Origin of the sequence: Pseudescherichia sp., assembly GCF_031979925.1 — a bacterium.
GTDB lineage: Bacteria > Pseudomonadota > Gammaproteobacteria > Enterobacterales > Enterobacteriaceae > Pseudescherichia.
In genome coordinates this window covers 312285-329558 of record NZ_DALZFB010000004.1, presented here as the reverse complement: position 1 = coordinate 329558, position 17274 = coordinate 312285, and the positions used below count along the sequence as shown (strand labels likewise).

Annotated in this window: 17 protein-coding genes; 2 read left to right on the top strand and 15 right to left on the bottom strand. The window is 57.4% G+C overall.

Annotated elements, in window-relative coordinates:
• Positions 1 to 12: 12 nt before the first annotated feature.
• The 4 genes from gntK to RTM13_RS09810 all read right to left on the bottom strand — a co-directional run bounded on the left by gntK (position 13) and on the right by RTM13_RS09810 (position 3624).
• Positions 13 to 534 carry a gluconokinase gene (gntK, locus tag RTM13_RS09825; RefSeq protein WP_312211859.1) on the bottom strand — a complete coding sequence of 174 codons (522 nt, stop codon included), beginning with the start codon at positions 532 to 534 and terminating at the stop codon, positions 13 to 15.
• A 137-nt stretch (positions 535 to 671) separates the two neighbouring features.
• The gene (gene gntR / locus RTM13_RS09820; RefSeq protein ID WP_312211858.1) at positions 672 to 1667 is read right to left on the bottom strand and encodes a gluconate operon transcriptional repressor GntR; all 996 of its coding nucleotides are present in this window, start codon (positions 1665 to 1667) and stop codon (positions 672 to 674) included.
• A gap of 101 nt (positions 1668 to 1768) precedes the next feature.
• Positions 1769 to 2464 (bottom strand): pirin family protein, encoded by a 696-nt coding sequence (locus RTM13_RS09815; protein WP_312211857.1) that lies wholly within the window; start codon positions 2462 to 2464, stop codon positions 1769 to 1771.
• A gap of 122 nt (positions 2465 to 2586) precedes the next feature.
• Complete coding sequence (locus RTM13_RS09810; protein ID WP_312211856.1) at positions 2587 to 3624, bottom strand: oxidoreductase; 1038 nt, start codon at positions 3622 to 3624, stop codon at positions 2587 to 2589.
• Between the two features lie 423 nt (positions 3625 to 4047).
• On the opposite strand from RTM13_RS09810, the gene yhhY reads away from it, so the two are divergent.
• The gene (gene yhhY / locus RTM13_RS09805; RefSeq protein WP_312211855.1) at positions 4048 to 4536 is read left to right on the top strand and encodes an N-acetyltransferase; all 489 of its coding nucleotides are present in this window, start codon (positions 4048 to 4050) and stop codon (positions 4534 to 4536) included.
• 38 nt (positions 4537 to 4574) lie between these two features.
• On the opposite strand, the gene ggt is transcribed toward yhhY, so the two are convergent.
• Positions 4575 to 6323, bottom strand: a complete 1749-nt coding sequence (gene ggt, locus RTM13_RS09800) for a gamma-glutamyltransferase (RefSeq protein ID WP_312211938.1) — start codon at positions 6321 to 6323, stop codon at positions 4575 to 4577.
• Between the two features lie 122 nt (positions 6324 to 6445).
• Here ggt and RTM13_RS09795 point away from each other — a divergent pair, with 122 nt between their 5' ends.
• On the top strand, positions 6446 to 6883 hold the full coding sequence (locus tag RTM13_RS09795) for a DUF2756 family protein (RefSeq protein WP_312211937.1): 438 nt from the start codon (positions 6446 to 6448) through the stop codon (positions 6881 to 6883).
• Here RTM13_RS09795 and ugpQ read toward each other — a convergent pair.
• The 10 genes from ugpQ to livK form a co-directional block, all read right to left on the bottom strand.
• Positions 6880 to 7620, bottom strand: a complete 741-nt coding sequence (gene ugpQ, locus RTM13_RS09790; RefSeq protein ID WP_312211854.1) for a glycerophosphodiester phosphodiesterase — start codon at positions 7618 to 7620, stop codon at positions 6880 to 6882. The two genes, RTM13_RS09795 and ugpQ, sit on opposite strands and share 4 nt — an antisense overlap.
• Positions 7617 to 8690 carry a sn-glycerol-3-phosphate import ATP-binding protein UgpC gene (locus RTM13_RS09785; RefSeq protein ID WP_312211853.1) on the bottom strand — a complete coding sequence of 358 codons (1074 nt, stop codon included), beginning with the start codon at positions 8688 to 8690 and terminating at the stop codon, positions 7617 to 7619. Before RTM13_RS09785 ends, ugpQ begins: the two co-directional genes overlap by 4 nt.
• A 6-nt stretch (positions 8691 to 8696) precedes the next feature.
• Positions 8697 to 9542 (bottom strand): sn-glycerol-3-phosphate ABC transporter permease UgpE, encoded by an 846-nt coding sequence (ugpE, locus tag RTM13_RS09780; protein ID WP_312211852.1) that lies wholly within the window; start codon positions 9540 to 9542, stop codon positions 8697 to 8699.
• The gene (gene ugpA, locus RTM13_RS09775) at positions 9539 to 10426 is read right to left on the bottom strand and encodes a sn-glycerol-3-phosphate ABC transporter permease UgpA (RefSeq protein WP_312211851.1); all 888 of its coding nucleotides are present in this window, start codon (positions 10424 to 10426) and stop codon (positions 9539 to 9541) included. The genes ugpE and ugpA overlap by 4 nt, the downstream gene beginning before the upstream one ends.
• Before the next feature lie 106 nt (positions 10427 to 10532).
• On the bottom strand, positions 10533 to 11849 hold the full coding sequence (gene ugpB, locus RTM13_RS09770; RefSeq protein ID WP_042393197.1) for a sn-glycerol-3-phosphate ABC transporter substrate-binding protein UgpB: 1317 nt from the start codon (positions 11847 to 11849) through the stop codon (positions 10533 to 10535).
• Positions 11850 to 12012: 163 nt separating this feature from the next.
• Entirely contained in the window at positions 12013 to 12726 is a 714-nt protein-coding gene (gene livF, locus RTM13_RS09765; protein WP_312211850.1) for a high-affinity branched-chain amino acid ABC transporter ATP-binding protein LivF, read from the bottom strand.
• Between the two features lie 17 nt (positions 12727 to 12743).
• Positions 12744 to 13511, bottom strand: a complete 768-nt coding sequence (gene livG, locus RTM13_RS09760) for a high-affinity branched-chain amino acid ABC transporter ATP-binding protein LivG (protein WP_312211849.1) — start codon at positions 13509 to 13511, stop codon at positions 12744 to 12746.
• Positions 13508 to 14785 (bottom strand): high-affinity branched-chain amino acid ABC transporter permease LivM, encoded by a 1278-nt coding sequence (locus RTM13_RS09755; protein ID WP_312211848.1) that lies wholly within the window; start codon positions 14783 to 14785, stop codon positions 13508 to 13510. Before RTM13_RS09755 ends, livG begins: the two co-directional genes overlap by 4 nt.
• Positions 14782 to 15708 carry a high-affinity branched-chain amino acid ABC transporter permease LivH gene (gene livH, locus RTM13_RS09750; protein WP_312211847.1) on the bottom strand — a complete coding sequence of 309 codons (927 nt, stop codon included), beginning with the start codon at positions 15706 to 15708 and terminating at the stop codon, positions 14782 to 14784. The genes RTM13_RS09755 and livH overlap by 4 nt, the downstream gene beginning before the upstream one ends.
• Positions 15709 to 15753: 45 nt before the next feature.
• Complete coding sequence (gene livK / locus RTM13_RS09745; protein WP_312211846.1) at positions 15754 to 16863, bottom strand: high-affinity branched-chain amino acid ABC transporter substrate-binding protein LivK; 1110 nt, start codon at positions 16861 to 16863, stop codon at positions 15754 to 15756.
• Between the last annotated feature and the right edge of the window lie 411 nt (positions 16864 to 17274).

The window sequence follows — 17274 nt, the reverse complement described above, 5'->3', positions numbered from 1 at the left end:
GCCTTAATCTTTTTATTTATTAATCACATCAATAGTGCTGGCCACCACGCCGTTCAGCGGCTGGTCGATATCCACAATCAATACGTCGCGCTCGTCTGCGCCCGGCTCCTCCAGCGCTTCAAACTGGGTCACCAGCATCTGCGTTTTGAAGAAGTGGCCTTTACGCGCCTTCAGGCGGGTTTCGATCACGTCGAAATCACCCTTCAGGTAGATAAAGGAGAGGTTCGGGTTGCCGTCGCGCAGCAGATCGCGATAGCGCTTTTTCAGCGCCGAGCAGACGATCAGCGACACTTTGTTGGTACGCTGCATGGCAAAGGCGGCATCGTTCAGCGCCTGCAGCCAGGGTTTACGGTCGTCATCGTTCAGCGGCTCGCCAGCGGCCATTTTGGTGATGTTGCTGCGCGGATGCAGGAAGTCGCCGTCCAGGAACGCGGCGTGAAGCTGATAAGCCACTTCGCTGGCAACGGCGGATTTACCACTGCCGGATACGCCCATCAGGACATAGACGTGGTGATCGTGATTAGTCGTGCTCAAAGGTCGCTCCCACAGAGACAAAAGGTAGATTGTTACGCGTAACAGTTATCGGTAACATTTTCCTGCCGGGGCTGGTGAGAAGCAATAACCGGCGGCCTCAGAAGTGAATAAGTGTGAGCTACTTCAAATTTGTCAGACTAAATAGATCCACCCGGTGACAAAGTGAAACCTAAATCTAACATTTTTGGCGTCACTACCTCACCGCGAATGCGTGCCAGCAGGCGCTCTGCGCCAATGCGGCCCATGCGTTCACGCGGCGTCAGCACGCTTGCCAGCCGTGGCTCCATCACCTGGCCGATATCATGGCCGTGGAAACCGGCAATTGCTATATCATCCGGAATTTTCAACCCTAAACGCTGGCACTCAAAGGCCGCGCCTACCGCGAGATCATCGTTGGTACAGAAGATACCGTTGAGCTGCGGATATTCGCGGCGCGCCTGGCGCATCAGCTCAATGCCGGATGAGTAAGAGGAGGACTGCTCCACCATCACGCTGTACGGCGTCAGGCCCGCATCACGCATCGCCTGCTCATACCCCTGCTGTTTGATAATAGTACGTTCGTCCAGACGTGCACCCAGATAGGCGACATGACGATGGCCGCGCGCAACGATCGCGGCGGTCATCTGCCGGGCGGCCTCAAAGTTATCAAAGCCCACGGCGATATCGAGGCACGGCGAACGGCTGTCCATCAGCTCTACGACCGGAATGCCCGCTACCTCGATCATTTTCAGCGTGCGCGGAGTGTGGCTGCGCTCGGTCAGGATCAGACCGTCGATATTCCACGACAGCATCGACTCCAGCCGCTCCTCCTCCATTTCCGGCTTGTAGCCGTAGTGGGCCAGCATGGTCTGGTAGCCATAGGCATCGGTGACGCTTTCGATTCCGCGCAGCACTTCGGCGAAAACCTGGTTGGTCAGAGAGGGCAGCAGCACGCCGATAGCGCGGCTGGTGGCATTGGAGAGAATGTCAGGTGCGCGATTAGGAATGTAGCCCAGCTCATCCAGCACCGCTGCAATTTTGCCACGCAATGCCACGGAGACTTGCTCCGGGTTGCGTAAAAAACGGCTGACGGTCATTTTGGTCACGCCAACGCGATCTGCAACGTCCTGAAGTACGGGTCTTTTCTTTTTCATCGTCCTGAGCGGGGTAAACGGGAAAACATTGTTTTAGTTTACCACGCCACGCACGCAACCTCCCCGCTGATAAGGAGAGGTTGCGCACTTTATTTAACTCATCATACCGGTGGCAGGTCAAACAGCAGGATTTCACTGTCGCTGTCAGCGCGAATCGACAGAGCTTGCTCGTCCCAGATGGCCAGGCCATCAGCGGTGGTGGCGGTAGTCCCATTGATAGAGACGCTACCCTTCACTACCTGGATCCAGACTTTGCGCCCGGCGGCAATCTGATAATCCTCCTGCTCATCTTTCTGCAGCGGCCAGCGAGAAAGCTCCATATCCTGGTTCACCTTCAGCGAGCCGTCTCGGGCATCCGGGGAGAGCACCAGTTGGCGACCCTGCGCGGCGTCAAAGCGGCGCTGCTCGTAGCGCGGCGCGATGCCGGTTTTTTCTGGAATGATCCAGATTTGATACAGGTGCAGACGTTCGGTTTCGCTCGGGTTGTACTCGGAGTGACGTACCCCGGTTCCGGCGCTCATGATCTGGAACTCACCGGCAGGCACCTGCTCTTTGTTACCCATGCTGTCCTGATGCTCAACCGCCCCTTCCAGCACGTAGGTCAGGATCTCCATATCTTTATGGGGATGGGTACCGAAGCCCTGGCCTGCGTCGATCACGTCGTCGTTAATGACGCGCAGCGCAGAGAAGCCCATGAAATTCGCATCGTAATAGTTGGCAAAAGAGAAGGTATGCCATGAATCTAACCAGCCATGATTTGCATGACCACGTTCGTTTGCTTTGCGTAAGAAAATCATTTTTTCACCCCCGTCTGTTTTCGATGGAGTAAGTGTGTACCCGATCGACCCAGGATGATAGAGGGTGAAAATTGACTCCTCTGTTCAAAAATTATGAACAACTTATTAACCAGCAAAAAACCTTATTTTGCGAGGGTTACCGTGGCAGGTGCCGCCTGCTCAAACCCACGTTCGAGGATCTCAAGGTTAGTTAAAACCTCAGATTCCTTGACGTAGTTTTCTGCTCCTTTTGTCAGGGTAGCGTAGAGGGCATCGTAGACGCGGCCATAGTCGCCTGGCTCCGGCTGCCACTCTTCGCGTACCGTCTCCCCTTCATCGTTGATATACGCCAGAGTGGCTACGCTGTCGTCAGCGGCAAACCCCGGTTCGCCGGGCATGATATTGGCCTTCAGGCTGGTCTCCTGCTGGTCAATGCCGTACTTAATAAACGAGCCGCGGGTCCCGTGGATGATAAATTTCGGGTAGTCGATTTTGACGAAGTGGCTGGTCTTCACAATCGCCTTTAGATCGCCGTAGAAGAGCTGCGCCTCAAAGGTGTCGTCCGGGTTGGCCTTGTTGCGCAGGCTGCGAATGTCATAGGAGACATGATCCGGTCGGCCAAACAGGGAGATGATCTGATCCAACGTATGCACGCCCAGGCCAAAGAACATGCCGTCCTGCGGCAGGCCCGGTTTGGTCTCTGCTATCGGGCGGAAGTAGTCGATATGGCTCTCGATTTCGACGATCTCACCCAGCTTGCCGCTCTCAATGGCTTTTTTCGCCGTCAGGAAGCAGCTGTCAAAGCGACGGTTCTGGTATGGGGTAACGGTGAGATCCTTGCTTTTCGCCAGCTCGAACAGGGTAATGGCCTCAGCCATCGAAGGAGTAAAGGGTTTCTCTACCAGTACGTTTTTACCCGCCTCCAGCGCGCGTTTAGCGTACTCAAAGTGGCTATCGGCGTGGGTACAGACGATCACCAGCTTCACCTGCGGATCGTTGAGCACTTCATCGAGATCGCTGGTGAAATGGATGTGCTGATACTGGGGATACTGCTCTTCCGGCTTGGGATGGCGGCGGAAGATATGCGCCACGTGCCAGCTCGCTTTGCGGTTGAGAACGTAGGGAAGATGGTAGCGGGTGGTGCTTTTACCAAAGCCAATAAATGCGCAGTGCAGAGTCATGAATCAGTCCTTTTGTTAAATCACTGTCCATAACCATAGCGCAAAGTTGAGCCCGGCAACACGCTCCCAGATGTCCCCCTTCAACCGTCGGCGTCGCAGCCAGTTTGTTCACGGCAAGCGCGCAACAACCGGAGCGTACTTAATGTACGTGAGGATTGTGAGCACTTCCCGAGGACAAAATGGCAAGTAAGCCAGGTTGATACACACGCAAAAAAAAGCCAGCATAAGCTGGCTAAACAATACTGGAAGCAATGTGAGCAATGTCGTGCTTTCAGGTTCACCGTAGCATCCCCTGAACGCATCGCAATAATAATCATTATCATTCGCACTTGTCCAATACTTTTTGCAAAAAATGGTACTTGACGGAAATTTTAAATTCCCTGATGTTGGAGAGGAGAGCTAACTAACTGAGGATAGAGGAAAATGAGTGAGATAGTGATACGCCACGTCGAAGCCCGCGATGCCGAGCCATTACGCCTGATGTCTGCGCAGCCGGAGATGTATCACCATCTACTACAGCTACCCTACCCTTCACAGGAGCTTTGGCAGGAGCGGGTTAAGCCTCGTCCCGATCACCGTATGCTGGTGGCGTCCATCGACGGAGAGGTAGCCGGACATATTGGTATCCGCATTGAACAGAATCCGCGCCGCAGCCACGCGGCAGAGTTTGGCCTTGCCGTTTCGCCAGCCTTTCGCCAGCGGGGCGTCGCCAGCGCCCTGATGAAGGCGATGATTGATGTTTGCGAGAACTGGCTGCGCATCGAGCGCATTGAGCTATCGGTATATGCCGATAACGAAGCCGCTATCGCGCTCTACCGCAAGCATGGCTTTGAGATTGAGGGCACTGCAAGGAAGTACGCTCTGCGCAATGGCGAGCTGGTGGACTCCTACTTTATGGCACGGATGAAATAAGCAACTGCCCGGTGGCGCTGCGCCACCGGGCAAACAGATCAATACCCTGCGGTTAAATCATCCACCGAGCGCGGATCTGACGCACCGTACAGCGCCCCGTCCTCGCCCACCATAATGCTCTGGGTGCTGCCCATCGCCTCCTTCAGCGCGACCTTCTGCCCCTTCTGCTCCAACATTTTTAGCGTATCCGGGCTAAAGCCCTTCTCCACGCGCAGCTCGTCCGGCAGCCACTGATGGTGGAAGCGCGGTGCGTTGGTCGCTTCGGCGACATTCATCTTGAAATCGATGCTGTTAACGACCATTTGCAGCACGGTAGTGATAATCCGGCTGCCACCTGGACTGCCGGTCACCAGCCAGGTTTTACCGTCTTTAGCAACGATGGTTGGCGACATCGACGAAAGCGGGCGCTTGTTTGGCCCGACGGCGTTGGCATCGCCACCTACCAGTCCATAGACGTTTGGCACGCCTGGCTTGGCCGAGAAGTCGTCCATCTCATTGTTAAGCAGAATACCGGTGTTACCCGCCACGATCCCTGAGCCGAAGGTGGTGTTCAGCGTGTAGGTCACCGCCACCGCATTACCCTCTTTATCCACCACCGAGAAATGGGTGGTCTGATTGCTCTCATAGGGTTCCAGCTTGCCGGGGCGGATCTGGCTCGACGGCTTCGCCTTGTTGATGTCGATCTGCTGAGCAATGGATTTGGCGTACTCTTTACTGGTCAACGCCTGCCACGGCACTTTAACAAAGTCCGGATCGCCAAGGTACTCCGAGCGGTCGGCGTAGGCGTACTTCTCCGCCTCGGCCATCACCTGCATGGCGTCCGCACTGCCAAAGCCATATTTCGCAAGGTCGAAGTTTTCGAGAATATTGAGGATCTGCACGATGTGGATCCCGCCTGAGGAGGGTGGTGGCATAGAGAAGACCTGGTAGCCACGGTAGTCGCCGCTGATAGGCGTGCGCTCTACCGCCCGGTAGGCCGCCAGATCCTCTTTGGTAATCAGGCCGCCGTTCTTGCTCATCTCCTGGGCAATCTGATCGGCAATCGCCCCCTTGTAGAATGCATCCGGCCCCAGCTCGGCAATCATCTCCAGACTCTTCGCCAGATTAGCCTGTACCAGCTTGTCGCCCTTCTTCAGCGGCTCACCGTTTTTCCAGAAGATCGCCTTGCTGTTGTCATGATTGGGTAGCACTTCGCTGCCATAGGTTTTCAGATCCTCCGCCAGAGCATCATTAACCGTAAAGCCCTGCCGGGCTAGCTTGATGGCGGGCTGTACCACTTTGTTCAGCGGCAGCGTGCCGTACTTCTCCAGCGCCAGCGAGAAGCCCGCCACCGTGCCGGGGGTACCGGTCGCCAGATGGGAGGTCAGGGATTTTTTACTGTCGGGGTTGCCCTGCTCGTCGAGGAACATATCCCGGCTGGCCTGGGCTGGGGCCATCTCACGGAAGTCGATGGCGGTCGTGTTGCCGTCTTTGGTACGCAGCAGCATAAACCCGCCGCCGCCGAGGTTCCCCGCCTGCGGATGGGTCACCGCCAGCGCGTAGCCCACTGCCACGGCGGCATCTACCGCATTACCGCCCTGCTTCAAAATATCAACACCCACGCGGGTCGCGGCGGCATCCACTGACGCCACCATCCCCTGCTGCTCGCGCACCGGGTGGAAGGTATCGGCTTCAACGCCGTAGGAGACAGGGGGCGCTTCCGGCTGCGGCGCGGCGGCCACACCAAAACAGCTTCCGGCGACCAGCGCCGCAATAGCGGCCCAGCGCGCAAACTTAGGCTTACTCATCATTATTCTCCAGGAAAAATGGCTGATATTGCTGCTTAATCCTGGTTCACAACGCTAAAAAACGCACAGTCTTTGCGCCGAGCAAGTAAACTTAAATAATCCACCTACAGGAGGAAATAATGATGAAATACCTCTTATCTCTGGCGATGTTGCTGCCGCTTAGCATTTTCGCGCAGCCGATTAATACCATCAATAACCCGAACCAGCCGGGGTATCAAATTCCCAGCCAGCAGCGGATGCAGACTCAAATGCTGAACCAGCAAAGCCAGCAGAAAGGCATGCTGAATCAGCAGCTTCAGACTCAGACGCGCATGCAGCAGCAGCACCTGGAGTCGCAGATCAATAACAACTCCCAGCGCATACTGGACTCGCAGATTAATAATAACTCTCAGCGCATGCTGGATTCGCAGATCAACAATAACTCCCAGCACATGCTCGAGTCACAGCAGGGTATGCGGGATAATAGCCGCGAGCAGATGCTGCCCAATACAAGCGGCAGCATGCTGCACCCGTCCGGCACGCCGCAGCCCAACATTCCGCTGAAGACGATGAGTCCTTAAGGCTGAAAATCCGGGCCGATAGTGTCGATGCGATCGGTACAGATGCAGTCCACGCCCCAGCGCAGCAGCTCCGCCGCCCGCCGGGGCTGGTTAACGGTATAGACCAGGATATGCAGTCCAGACGCTTTGATCTCCGCCGTTCGCTGCTCATCCAGTAGCGTGTGGTTGAGGTGCAGCGAAACGCAGCCGAGTCGTTCCGTCAGCTCGCGCCAGTCGTTGCGCCACGCGTCCAGTAGCAGACCGCGTGGCAGCTCCGGTGCCGCCTGCTGGGCCGCCTCCAGGGCATCAATTTCAAATGACGAGAGCAGCGGCGGGGTCATGCCCTGCCAGAGCGCCCGCGCTGCCAGCGCCACCGTTTTGCCCGTCAACGGCCCGGTTCCAGTGGTGGGCTTGATCTCAATGTTGGCCATCATGCCGTGCTGGCGGCAGCGCTCCGCCACCTGTGAGAGCAGCGGCAGCGGCTCGCCCTTGAACTCGCCGCTAAACCAGCTTCCCGCATCCACCTTCAGCAGATCGCTCCACGCCAAATCCCCCGCCACGCCCCAGCCGTTGCTGGTGCGCTCCAGATTATCGTCATGCAGCAGGAAGATCTCCCCGTCGCGGGAGAGCTTGACGTCAAACTCGATCATGGTGTGACCGAGGCGTGCGCCGGTATCGATGCCCGCCAGGGTATTCTCCGGGGCCAGCTTGCCGCCGCCGCGATGGGCGACGACTGCGGGATAAGGCCAGTGACTCATATTCTTTGTCCTGTTTCACCGTCAAAAAGGTGCAGGTGGCTCTCGGGCATGTTCAGCCACAGCGTGCTGCCCGGGGCCGGGCGATCGTGATGCGGCAACCGCACCACCAGCTTCTGCTCGCCCCAGCGGCCGTGGGCCAGGTTATCCGCCCCCAGCATCTCCAGGGTATCCATCACCAGCGGGATGCCGCCTGCGGACTGTGAGCTTAGCGTAATATGCTCCGGGCGGATACCCAGTGTCATTTTGCGCCCGGCGTAGCCGCGGTAGAACCAGTTAATAGGCAGAGCCATACCGCTCTCTAACTCAAAGTGATCCCCGGCGGTGCTGATGCGCCCCTCCAGCAGGTTCATCGCCGGACTGCCGATAAAGCTCGCCACAAAGCGGCTGGCCGGTTTCTCATAGACCTCAACCGGCGTGCCGATCTGCTCCGCCACCCCCTTGTTCATCACCATCACCCGCTGCGCCAGGGTCATCGCCTCCACCTGATCGTGAGTGACGTAGAGCGAGGTGGTCTTCAGGCGGCGGTGCAGCTGCTGTAGTTCGAGGCGCATCTGGACGCGCAGCTTGGCGTCGAGGTTGGAGAGCGGCTCATCAAACAGAAAGACGGCGGGATCGCGGACGATCGCCCGGCCCATCGCCACGCGCTGACGCTGTCCGCCGGAGAGCTCGCGTGGACGACGCTTCAGCAGGCTATCCAGCTCCAGAATGCGCGCTGCCTCTTTGACCCGCTCGGCGATATGCGCTTTGCCCATACCGCGAATTTTCAGTCCCCACGCCATGTTCTCCTCCACGCTCATGTGCGGATAGAGGGCATAGTTCTGGAACACCATGGCGATGCCGCGCTCCTTCGGCTCCATCTCGGTTACCCGCCGACGATCGATCCAGACGTCGCCGCTGGTGACCCGCTCAAGCCCCGCCACCATCCGCAGCAGGGTCGATTTGCCACAGCCGGAGGGGCCGACCATGACAATGAATTCACCGTCTGATACGTCCAGGGTCAGGGGTTGGATCACCTGAGTTTTGCCGCCGTCCCAGCTTTTGCTTACTGCCTGTAGTTTTAATCCAGCCATGTTTTTTTATTTCTCACTGTCTACTAAACCACGCACGAATGCACGCTGCATGGCTAATACGATAACGACGGGGGGGATGAGAGTGAGCAGCATCGCCGCCATCACCTGGTTCCACTGGGTGGTGCCCTCCCCGGTAGCAATCATCCCTTTGATCCCCGCTACGGCGGTGCCCAGGTTGACGTCGCTGACGATCAGCAGCGGCCACAGGTACTGGTTCCAGCCGTAGATAAAGGTGATGACAAACAGCGCCGCAAGGTTGGTTTTTGAGAGCGGCAGCACGATGTCGCTGAAAAAGCGCATCGGCGATGCGCCATCAATGCGCGCAGCCTCGATCAGCTCGTCCGGCAGGGTCATAAAGAACTGGCGAAACAGGAAGGTCGCGGTCGCCGAGGCCATCAGGGGGAGCGTCAGGCCGGTGTAGCTGTCGAGCATCTTCAGGTTGGCGATCACCTCTACCGTCGGGAAGATACGTACCTCCACCGGCAGCATCAGGGTGATAAAGATCATCCAGAAGAAGAGATTGCGCAGCGGGAAGCGGAACCAGACGATGGCGAAGGCGGAGAGCATCGACACGGCAATTTTCCCCACCGTAATGCTGAAAGCCATGATGAAGCTGTTGAGCAGCATCAGCCAGAACGGCGCGCTGTTGGCTCCCACGCCCTGTAGCCAGATGGTCTTCATGTTATCCAGCAGGTGGCTACCGGGGATCAGGGTCATCGGCGTCTCAAACACCGCCCGGTTGTCCAGCGTGGCCGCCACAAAGGCGACGTAGAGCGGGAAGAGAATGGCGGCGATGCCGAGAATAAGCATCACATGGCTGAAGATCGTCAGCCCGCGTCGGTTTTCAATCATTGATAGCGCACCTTACTCTCGACGTAGCGGAACTGGACCACCGTCAGGATAATCACCAGCAGCATCAGCACCACCGACTGGGCGGCAGAGGCGGAGAGATCCAGCCCGGCAAAGCCTTCCCGATAGATTTTGTAGATCAGCGTGGTGGTGGCCTGTACCGGCCCACCGGCGGTGGCGGCGTCGATCACCGGGAAGGTGTCGAAGAAGGCATAGACCAGGTTAACCACCAGCAGGAAGAAGCTAACGGGGGCGATCAGCGGCAGCGAGAGCTGGAAGAAGCGACGCACCGGCCCCGCGCCGTCAATAGCGGCAGCCTCAACCAGCGAGCGGGGAATCGACTGCAGCGCGGCGAAGAAGAAGAGGAAGTTGTAGCTGATCTGCTTCCACACCGAGGCGAAAACCACTAAAAACATCGCCTGGCCGCTGTTCTGAGCGTGGTTCCAGCTGTAGCCAATCTGCTCCAGCGCGTGGGTAATTAGCCCGCGCCCTGGGTTGAAGAGGAAGATCCACAGCACGGCGGCGATAGCAGGGGCTACGGCGTAGGGCAGCAGCATCAGCGTCTGATAGAAGCGGCTGCCGCGCACCACGTAGTCCACCAGCGCAGCAAAAAAGAGCGAGGCCAGCAGGCCAGAGAAGGTCACCAGCGCGCTGAACTTTATCGTCGTCCAGAAGGAGTCCAGATAGTAGCTGTCATGCAGCAGCGCCATAAAGTTGTCCAGCCCGACAAACTGGCTGGAGAGACCGAACGGATCAACGCTCTGCACCGAGTACCACAGCGCTTCACCCGCGGGCCAGATAAAAAAGATAACGGTAATGATCAGCTGCGGCGCGACCAGCGCATAGGGAAGCCAGCGCGAGCGGAATACCGGACGGGATGATGACATTGAGGTTGGATTCCTGAACAGCGCCGGATGGCGCTCCGCTTATCCGGCCTACATGGTGCACGTTGTAGGCCGGGTAAGGCGAAGCCGCCACCCGGCATTTCACATATTATGATTTGGTGGACTGCTCGAAGCGGCGCAGCAGCTGGTTACCGCGCTCTACCGCGCTGTCCAGCGCCTGCTGCGGGGTTTTCTTGCCGGTCCAGACCGACTCCAGCTCTTCATCCACGATGGTGCGGATCTGCGGCATGTTGCCGAGGCGCAGCCCTTTAGTGAACGGCAACGGCGGCTTGTTCAGCATCTGGCGGGTCGCGATATCCGCGCCTGGGTTCTTGTCATAGAAGCCCTGCTCACGGGTCAGATCGTAAGCGGCAGTGGTGATCGGCAGGTAGCCGGTCTTCTGATGCCACTCGGCAGCGTTTTCCGGTTTCGCCAGGAACTCAAGGAACTGGGCGACACCGGTGTAGGTCGGCTTATCTTTGCCCTGCATGACCCACAGGCTGGCCCCGCCGATGATGGCGTTCTGCGGCGCGCCCTTCACGTCGGCGTCATACGGCATCATACCTACGCCGTAGTTAAATTTGGCGTACTGGCGGATATCTGCCAGCGAACCGGAGGAGGCGGTGGTGATCGCGCAGTCACCGTTATAGAACTTCTCGGTGGACTCGTCCTTGCGCCCGAAGTAGCTAAAGTCGCCCTTCTTGTTGAGGTCGGCCAGCATCGCGATGTGCTTGACCTGCTCCGGCTTGTTGAACTCCAGCACGGCGTCGGTGCCGTCAAAGCCGTTGTTTTTGGTAGCGACCGGCAGACCGTGCCAGGCGCTGAAGTTTTCGATCTGGATCCAGCCCTGCCAGCCGCTGGCGTAGCCGCATTTCATACCGGCTGCTTTCAGCTTCGCGGTGTAGGCGGCGAGGTCCTGCCAGGTTTTCGGCGGTTGCTCTGGATCTAAGCCCGCTTTTTTGAAGGCGTCTTTGTTGTAGTAGAGCACCGGGGTAGAGCTGTTAAACGGCTGGGAGAGCAGATGGCCTGATTTCGCATCGGTGTAGTAGCCAGAGACGGTCGGCACAAACTGCGACTCGTCAAACTTGATACCCGCATCGCTGAACACTTCATACACCGGCTTAATGGCTTTCGAGGCCATCATGGTCGCGGTGCCGACTTCATAGACCTGCAAAATGGCAGGGGCGTTACCGGTACGGAAGGCGGCAATCCCGGCGCTCAGGCTCTGCTCGTAGTTGCCTTTGTAGACCGGCACAATTTTGTAATCCGGATGGGTGTCATTGAAACGCTGCGCCAGGGAGTCTACTTCTTTGCCCAGTTGCCCTTCCATCGAATGCCAGAACGGAATGGTGGTCACTGCCATAGCCTGACCTGCAAACGCCAGACCTAACGCTAATCCTAAAGCTGTATGTCGTAACGATGTCATTCGGTTATCTCTCTTGTTGTGCCGGATGCGCGATATCACGCTTTTCGTGCTCGCGAAGTAACATGACACGCTCAAATGACAGAAAAATAACCGTTTGTTTACAGAAAGATGACAGGAATATGTAGGCCCGGCAAGCAGAGCGCCGCCGGGCGTAGGAGACGAATCAACCGCCTAAATAGGCACTCCGCACCGCTTCGTTGGCCAGCAGCGCGTCGCCGGTATCGGATAGCACCACGCGACCGTTCTCCAGCACGTAGCCGCGATCGGCGAGCTTCAGCGCCTGGTTGGCGTTCTGCTCCACGAGGAAGATGGTCATCCCCTCTTTACGCAGCTGTTCGATGGTGTCAAAAATCTGCTGGATGATAATCGGCGCAAGACCAAGGGATGGCTCGTCGAGCAGCAGCAGCCGCGGCTGGCTCATCAGCGCCCGGCCAATGGCCAGCATCTGCTGTTCACCGCCGGACATGGTTCCAGCCCGCTGGATGCGACGCTCGTGCAGGCGCGGGAACAGCTCGTAGACCCACTTGATGCGGGTATGGAACTGATCGCGATCGGCAAAGAAGCCGCCCATCGCCAGGTTCTCCTCTACCGTCATGCGGGAGAAGACGCGCCGCCCTTCCGGCACAATCGCCACCGCTTCGCGCATGATCTTAGCGGTCTGCCAGTCGGTAATATCTTTACCGTCAAAGACAATACGCCCGCTGCTGGCGCGCGGATCGCCGCACAGAGTGCCGAGTAGCGTGGTTTTACCCGCGCCGTTGGCACCGATCAGGGTGACGATTTCGCCCTGGTTGATATGCAGGCTAACGTCGTGCAGCGCCTGGATTTTGCCGTAGTGGGCGCTGACCTGGTCAAAAGATAACATCACGTTTTCCATGTTACGCGTCACCACCATTATGCTTCACCTAAATAGGCGCGGATCACGTCCGGGTTGTTACGAATCTGCTCCGGCGTGCCGTTTGCCAGCGGCGTGCCCTGGTTTACCACGTAGATACGGTCGGAGATACCCATCACCAGCTTCATATCGTGCTCAATCAGCAGGATGGTGGTGTTGTGATGGTTACGCAGCTCAACGATCAGCTCGTCCAGCTCTTTAGTCTCTTTCGGGTTCAGCCCTGCCGCCGGTTCGTCCAGCATCAGGATCTCCGGCTGGGTCACCATGCAGCGGGCGATCTCCAGACGGCGCTGGTCGCCATAGGCCAGGTTGCTGGCCTGACGGTTAGCGTGCGCCAGCAGGCCGATGCGGTCCAGCCATGTCGCGGCGCGATCCAGGGCTTCGCTCTGAGCGCGGCGGAAAGCGGGAGTCTTCAGCAGGCCGGAGAAGAGGCCTGTCTTAAGCTGCTGATGTTGGGCCACCAGCAGGTTCTCAATCACCGTCATCTCACGGAACAGACGCACATGCTGGAAAGTACGCACTACGCCCATGCGGGCAATCTGCTGCCCCGGCAGCCCTTCCAGGTGCTGGTCGCGCAGCATGATAGTGCCGCCGGTGGGCTTATAGAAGCCGGTCAGGCAGTTGAACACCGTGGTTTTCCCCGCGCCGTTTGGCCCAATCAGGGAGACAATCTCCTGCGGATGCAGTTCCAGCGCGACGTTGTTTACCGCCAGCAGCCCGCCGAAGCGCATCATCAGGCCGTTAACGGACAGTAATGGCTCACTCATGCCTGCTCTCCTTTCACTTGCCCGTTTTTCAGTTTCAATTGCGGACGGGTCATCGGCAGCAAGCCTTCTGGACGCCAAATCATCATCAGTACCATCAGACCACCCAGCATTAACATGCTGTACTCATTGAAATCACGCATCAGTTCACGAGAGACCACCAACAGGATCGCCGCGAGAATAACCGCGAACTGCGAGCCCATTCCGCCCAGCACTACGATCGCCAGCACAAAGGCGGACTCGGCAAAGGTAAAGGATTCCGGGCTGACGAAGCCCTGCCGCGCAGCGAACAGCGTGCCGGCAAAGCCCGCAAACCCGGCGCTGATGGTAAAGGCGGTCAGCTTGATGCGGGTCGGATTGAGGCCCAGCGAGCGGCAGGCGATCTCATCCTCACGCAGCGCTTCCCACGCCCGGCCCAGCGGCATGCGCAGCAGCCGGTTGATGACGAACAGGGTAAAGACCACCAGCAGCAGCGCCACCAGATAGAGGAAGACGACCCGGTCGCTGGGATCGTACTTCACGCCGAAGAAGTTGCTGAAGGTATCCCAGCCGCCTTCGCGAGCGGTACGGCTAAACTCAAGGCCAAACAGCGTCGGTTTTGGGATCTGGCTGATGCCGTTCGGGCCACCGGTCACCTCGGTGTTGTTGAGCAGCAGAATACGCACGATCTCACCGAAACCGAGGGTCACGATCGCCAGATAGTCACCGCGCAGGCGCAACACCGGGAAGCCCAGCAGGAAACCCGCCGCGGCCGAGACCAGCCCCGCCAGCGGCAGGCAGGTCCAGAAGCCAAGACCATAATAGTGGTTCAGCAGTGCAAAGGTGTAGGCACCGATGGCGTAGAAACCGCCGTAGCCCAGCACCAGCAGGCCGGACAGACCCACCACCACGTTCAGCCCGAGGCCGAGGATAATGTAGATCATGGTCAGGGTGGCAATATCCACCGTCCCGCGGGAGACCACAAACGGCCACGCCACAGCAGCGACCAGCAGGGCTATCAGAAACAGCTTCTGTTTAACCGTCGAACCGTCAATGGCGGGCAGGATAAACTTCGGCCCGGAGACGTTCTTCAGCCCTTTCTGCATCATGGGACGCAGGAGCTGGAAGAGAAAGACTACCGCGGTGCCGATAAAGACCCATTGCCAGCGGATATCTGCCGCGCTGCCGACCACCAGTTTGGTGCCGTCAAGGCTAAGCTGGACGCCCATAAAGACGCCGGCCAGCACAAAGAAGAGCGCAGCAGAGAGCAGCGCCATCGCAAAATGCATCGGTTTCATACTTTTTCAACCTCCGGGCGGCCCAGGATACCGGTTGGCATCACCAACAGCACCAGGATCAGCAGAGCAAACGACACCACATCTTTATATTCGGTACTCAGATACGCGGAGGAGAGCGATTCGGCCACGCCCAGGATCAGGCCGCCAATCATCGCGCCGGGAATACTGCCGATCCCGCCCAGCACCGCGGCGGTAAAGGCCTTCATCCCCGCCATAAAGCCGATGTAGGGGTTGATTACGCCATAGAACTGGCCGAGCAAGACGCCCGCCACGGCTGCCATCGCCGCACCTATCACGAAGGTGAGCGCGATGACACGGTCGGTGTTGATCCCCAGCAGGCTGGCCATCTTCAGATCTTCCGCGCAGGCGCGGCAGGCGCGGCCCATGCGGGAGTAGCGGATGAACAGGGTTAGCGCCAGCATGGCAACGAAGGTAACAATCCAGATCACCAGCTGCATGGTGGTGATCGAGGCGGCGAAGTTCTCGCTGCTGCCGATAGTCCACTGGCCGTTGAAGAGACTCGGCAGAGCCACGTCACGCGAACCTTCGGTCAGGCTGACGTAGTTTTGCAGGAAAATGGACATCCCGATGGCGGAGATCAGCGCGATCAGGCGCTTGGATTTACGCACCGGGCGATAGGCCACCCGTTCGATACTCCAGCCGTAGGCGCTGGCGATAACAATCGCGCCAACGAATCCGGCCGCTACCAGCAGCCAGCTGCTGTCGATGCCCATCATCATCAGGGCGGCGATAATCATAAAGGAGACATAGCTACCGATCATGTAGACCTCGCCATGGGCGAAGTTGATCATGCCGATAATGCCGTAGACCATGGTGTAACCGATGGCGATGAGTGCATAGGTGCTTCCCAGCGTCACGCCGTTAAACATCTGCTGCAGGAAGTAGAGAAACTGCTCGGACATAACGTAACCTTTCTAAACTCGCCCAGCTGAGCGGGCGATTGAGATTTACTTAGCTACCGAAGACGAACCATCGGCATGCCATTCAAAGACACCGAACTCAAATCCCTTCAGATCGCCTTTTTCATCCCAGTTCAGCGGCCCAATCACGGTATTTGCCCCGTGAGATTTTAAATCTGTTGCGAGTGCCAGCGGATCGGCGCTGCCGGACCGCTCAAGCGCCGTCGCCAGCGACTGCACGGCGGCGTAGGTGATCCAGACGTAAGGGCCAGAAGGATCTTTCTTTTCAGCCTTAAGCGCCTCTACGATAGCGCCGTTAGCCGGATCCTGGTCATAGCGTTTTGGCATCGTGACCAGCATCCCCTCGCCTGCACTACCCGCGATATTGGAGAGCGACGCATTGCCTACCCCTTCCGGCCCCATAAACTGGGTCTTCAGGCCGTTGGCTCGCGCCTGGCGCAGCATCTGCCCCATCTCCGGGTAGTAGCCGCCGTAGTAGACGAAGTCGATATTCTCTTTCTGCAGTCGGGAGATCAGCGCCGAGAAGTCTTTCTCACCGGCGGTGATACCGTCGAAGAAGACGACGTTCGCGTTGCCCTTTTTCAGGCCATCCTGCACGGAGCGGGCCAGCCCTTCACCGTACTGCTGTTTGTCATGAATGATGGCGATACGCTGCGGTTTCACCTTCTCAAGAATGTATTTTGCTGCGGTGGGTCCCTGCGACGAGTCCAGCCCGGCGGTGCGCATAATGTATTTGTAGCCGCGTGCGGTCAGCTCCGGGTTAGTTGCGCCTGGAGAGATCATCAGAATGCCTTCATCTTCATAAATATCCGACGCGGGCTGGGTTGATGATGAGCAGAGGTGGCCAATGACATATTGAATACCGTCATTAACGATTTTATTCGCTACCGCCACGGCCTGTTTCGGATCGCAGGCGTCGTCATACTCAACGGCAACCAGCTTGTCGCCCTTAATGCCGCCTTTGGCATTGATATCTTTGATGGCCTGGCGTGCACCGTTGAACTCCATGTCTCCCCACTGAGCGACCGGCCCGGACATTGCACCCACTACGGCAACTTTAATATCGGCAGCCGACGCACTATATGACACCGCCAGTGCAATCGCGCCCGCGATCAACGTCTTCGCGTTCCTTCTCATAACCTGAAATCCCCATTACCGTCGTGATGTGTATATATTTTGTTTTATTATGGTTAAAAAGCATTCTGTACTTTTATTAAACAACGCTATTTTTACCAGCATGCTTAATGGTTTAGCGCAGTTTTTACCGTAAAACCTGAGTAAATACTCTATTTTTCAGGCTATTAAGCAGAGATAATATTCTGTATTTATACAGAGATAAACAAAAAAAAGCGCGCCCATCAGCATAAAATAATGGGACAAAGAGCGGAATAAATCACTACTCATTAGATAAAAAAACTGCCTGTTTTTCGATCCCTGATGTTTAAAACTGCTTCAGCGGCTGCGTTAAAAGTATTCACCTGATCCACGTGATTAAAAAGTGAAAGCGTCTGGCTAAGGAAATTGAGTACACTGCTGCCATCTTTTGAG

Coding starts and splice junctions, on each gene's coding strand:
- gntR (WP_312211858.1), bottom strand. CDS start 1,667: ATGAAAAAGAAAAGACCCGTACTTCAGGACGTTGCAGATCGCGTTGGC.
- RTM13_RS09815 (WP_312211857.1), bottom strand. CDS start 2,464: ATGATTTTCTTACGCAAAGCAAACGAACGTGGTCATGCAAATCATGGC.
- RTM13_RS09810 (WP_312211856.1), bottom strand. CDS start 3,624: ATGACTCTGCACTGCGCATTTATTGGCTTTGGTAAAAGCACCACCCGC.
- yhhY (WP_312211855.1), top strand. CDS start 4,048: ATGAGTGAGATAGTGATACGCCACGTCGAAGCCCGCGATGCCGAGCCA.
- ggt (WP_312211938.1), bottom strand. CDS start 6,323: ATGAGTAAGCCTAAGTTTGCGCGCTGGGCCGCTATTGCGGCGCTGGTC.
- RTM13_RS09795 (WP_312211937.1), top strand. CDS start 6,446: ATGAAATACCTCTTATCTCTGGCGATGTTGCTGCCGCTTAGCATTTTC.
- ugpQ (WP_312211854.1), bottom strand. CDS start 7,620: ATGAGTCACTGGCCTTATCCCGCAGTCGTCGCCCATCGCGGCGGCGGC.
- RTM13_RS09785 (WP_312211853.1), bottom strand. CDS start 8,690: ATGGCTGGATTAAAACTACAGGCAGTAAGCAAAAGCTGGGACGGCGGC.
- ugpE (WP_312211852.1), bottom strand. CDS start 9,542: ATGATTGAAAACCGACGCGGGCTGACGATCTTCAGCCATGTGATGCTT.
- ugpA (WP_312211851.1), bottom strand. CDS start 10,426: ATGTCATCATCCCGTCCGGTATTCCGCTCGCGCTGGCTTCCCTATGCG.
- ugpB (WP_042393197.1), bottom strand. CDS start 11,849: ATGACATCGTTACGACATACAGCTTTAGGATTAGCGTTAGGTCTGGCG.
- livF (WP_312211850.1), bottom strand. CDS start 12,726: ATGGAAAACGTGATGTTATCTTTTGACCAGGTCAGCGCCCACTACGGC.
- livG (WP_312211849.1), bottom strand. CDS start 13,511: ATGAGTGAGCCATTACTGTCCGTTAACGGCCTGATGATGCGCTTCGGC.
- RTM13_RS09755 (WP_312211848.1), bottom strand. CDS start 14,785: ATGAAACCGATGCATTTTGCGATGGCGCTGCTCTCTGCTGCGCTCTTC.
- livH (WP_312211847.1), bottom strand. CDS start 15,708: ATGTCCGAGCAGTTTCTCTACTTCCTGCAGCAGATGTTTAACGGCGTG.
- livK (WP_312211846.1), bottom strand. CDS start 16,863: ATGAGAAGGAACGCGAAGACGTTGATCGCGGGCGCGATTGCACTGGCG.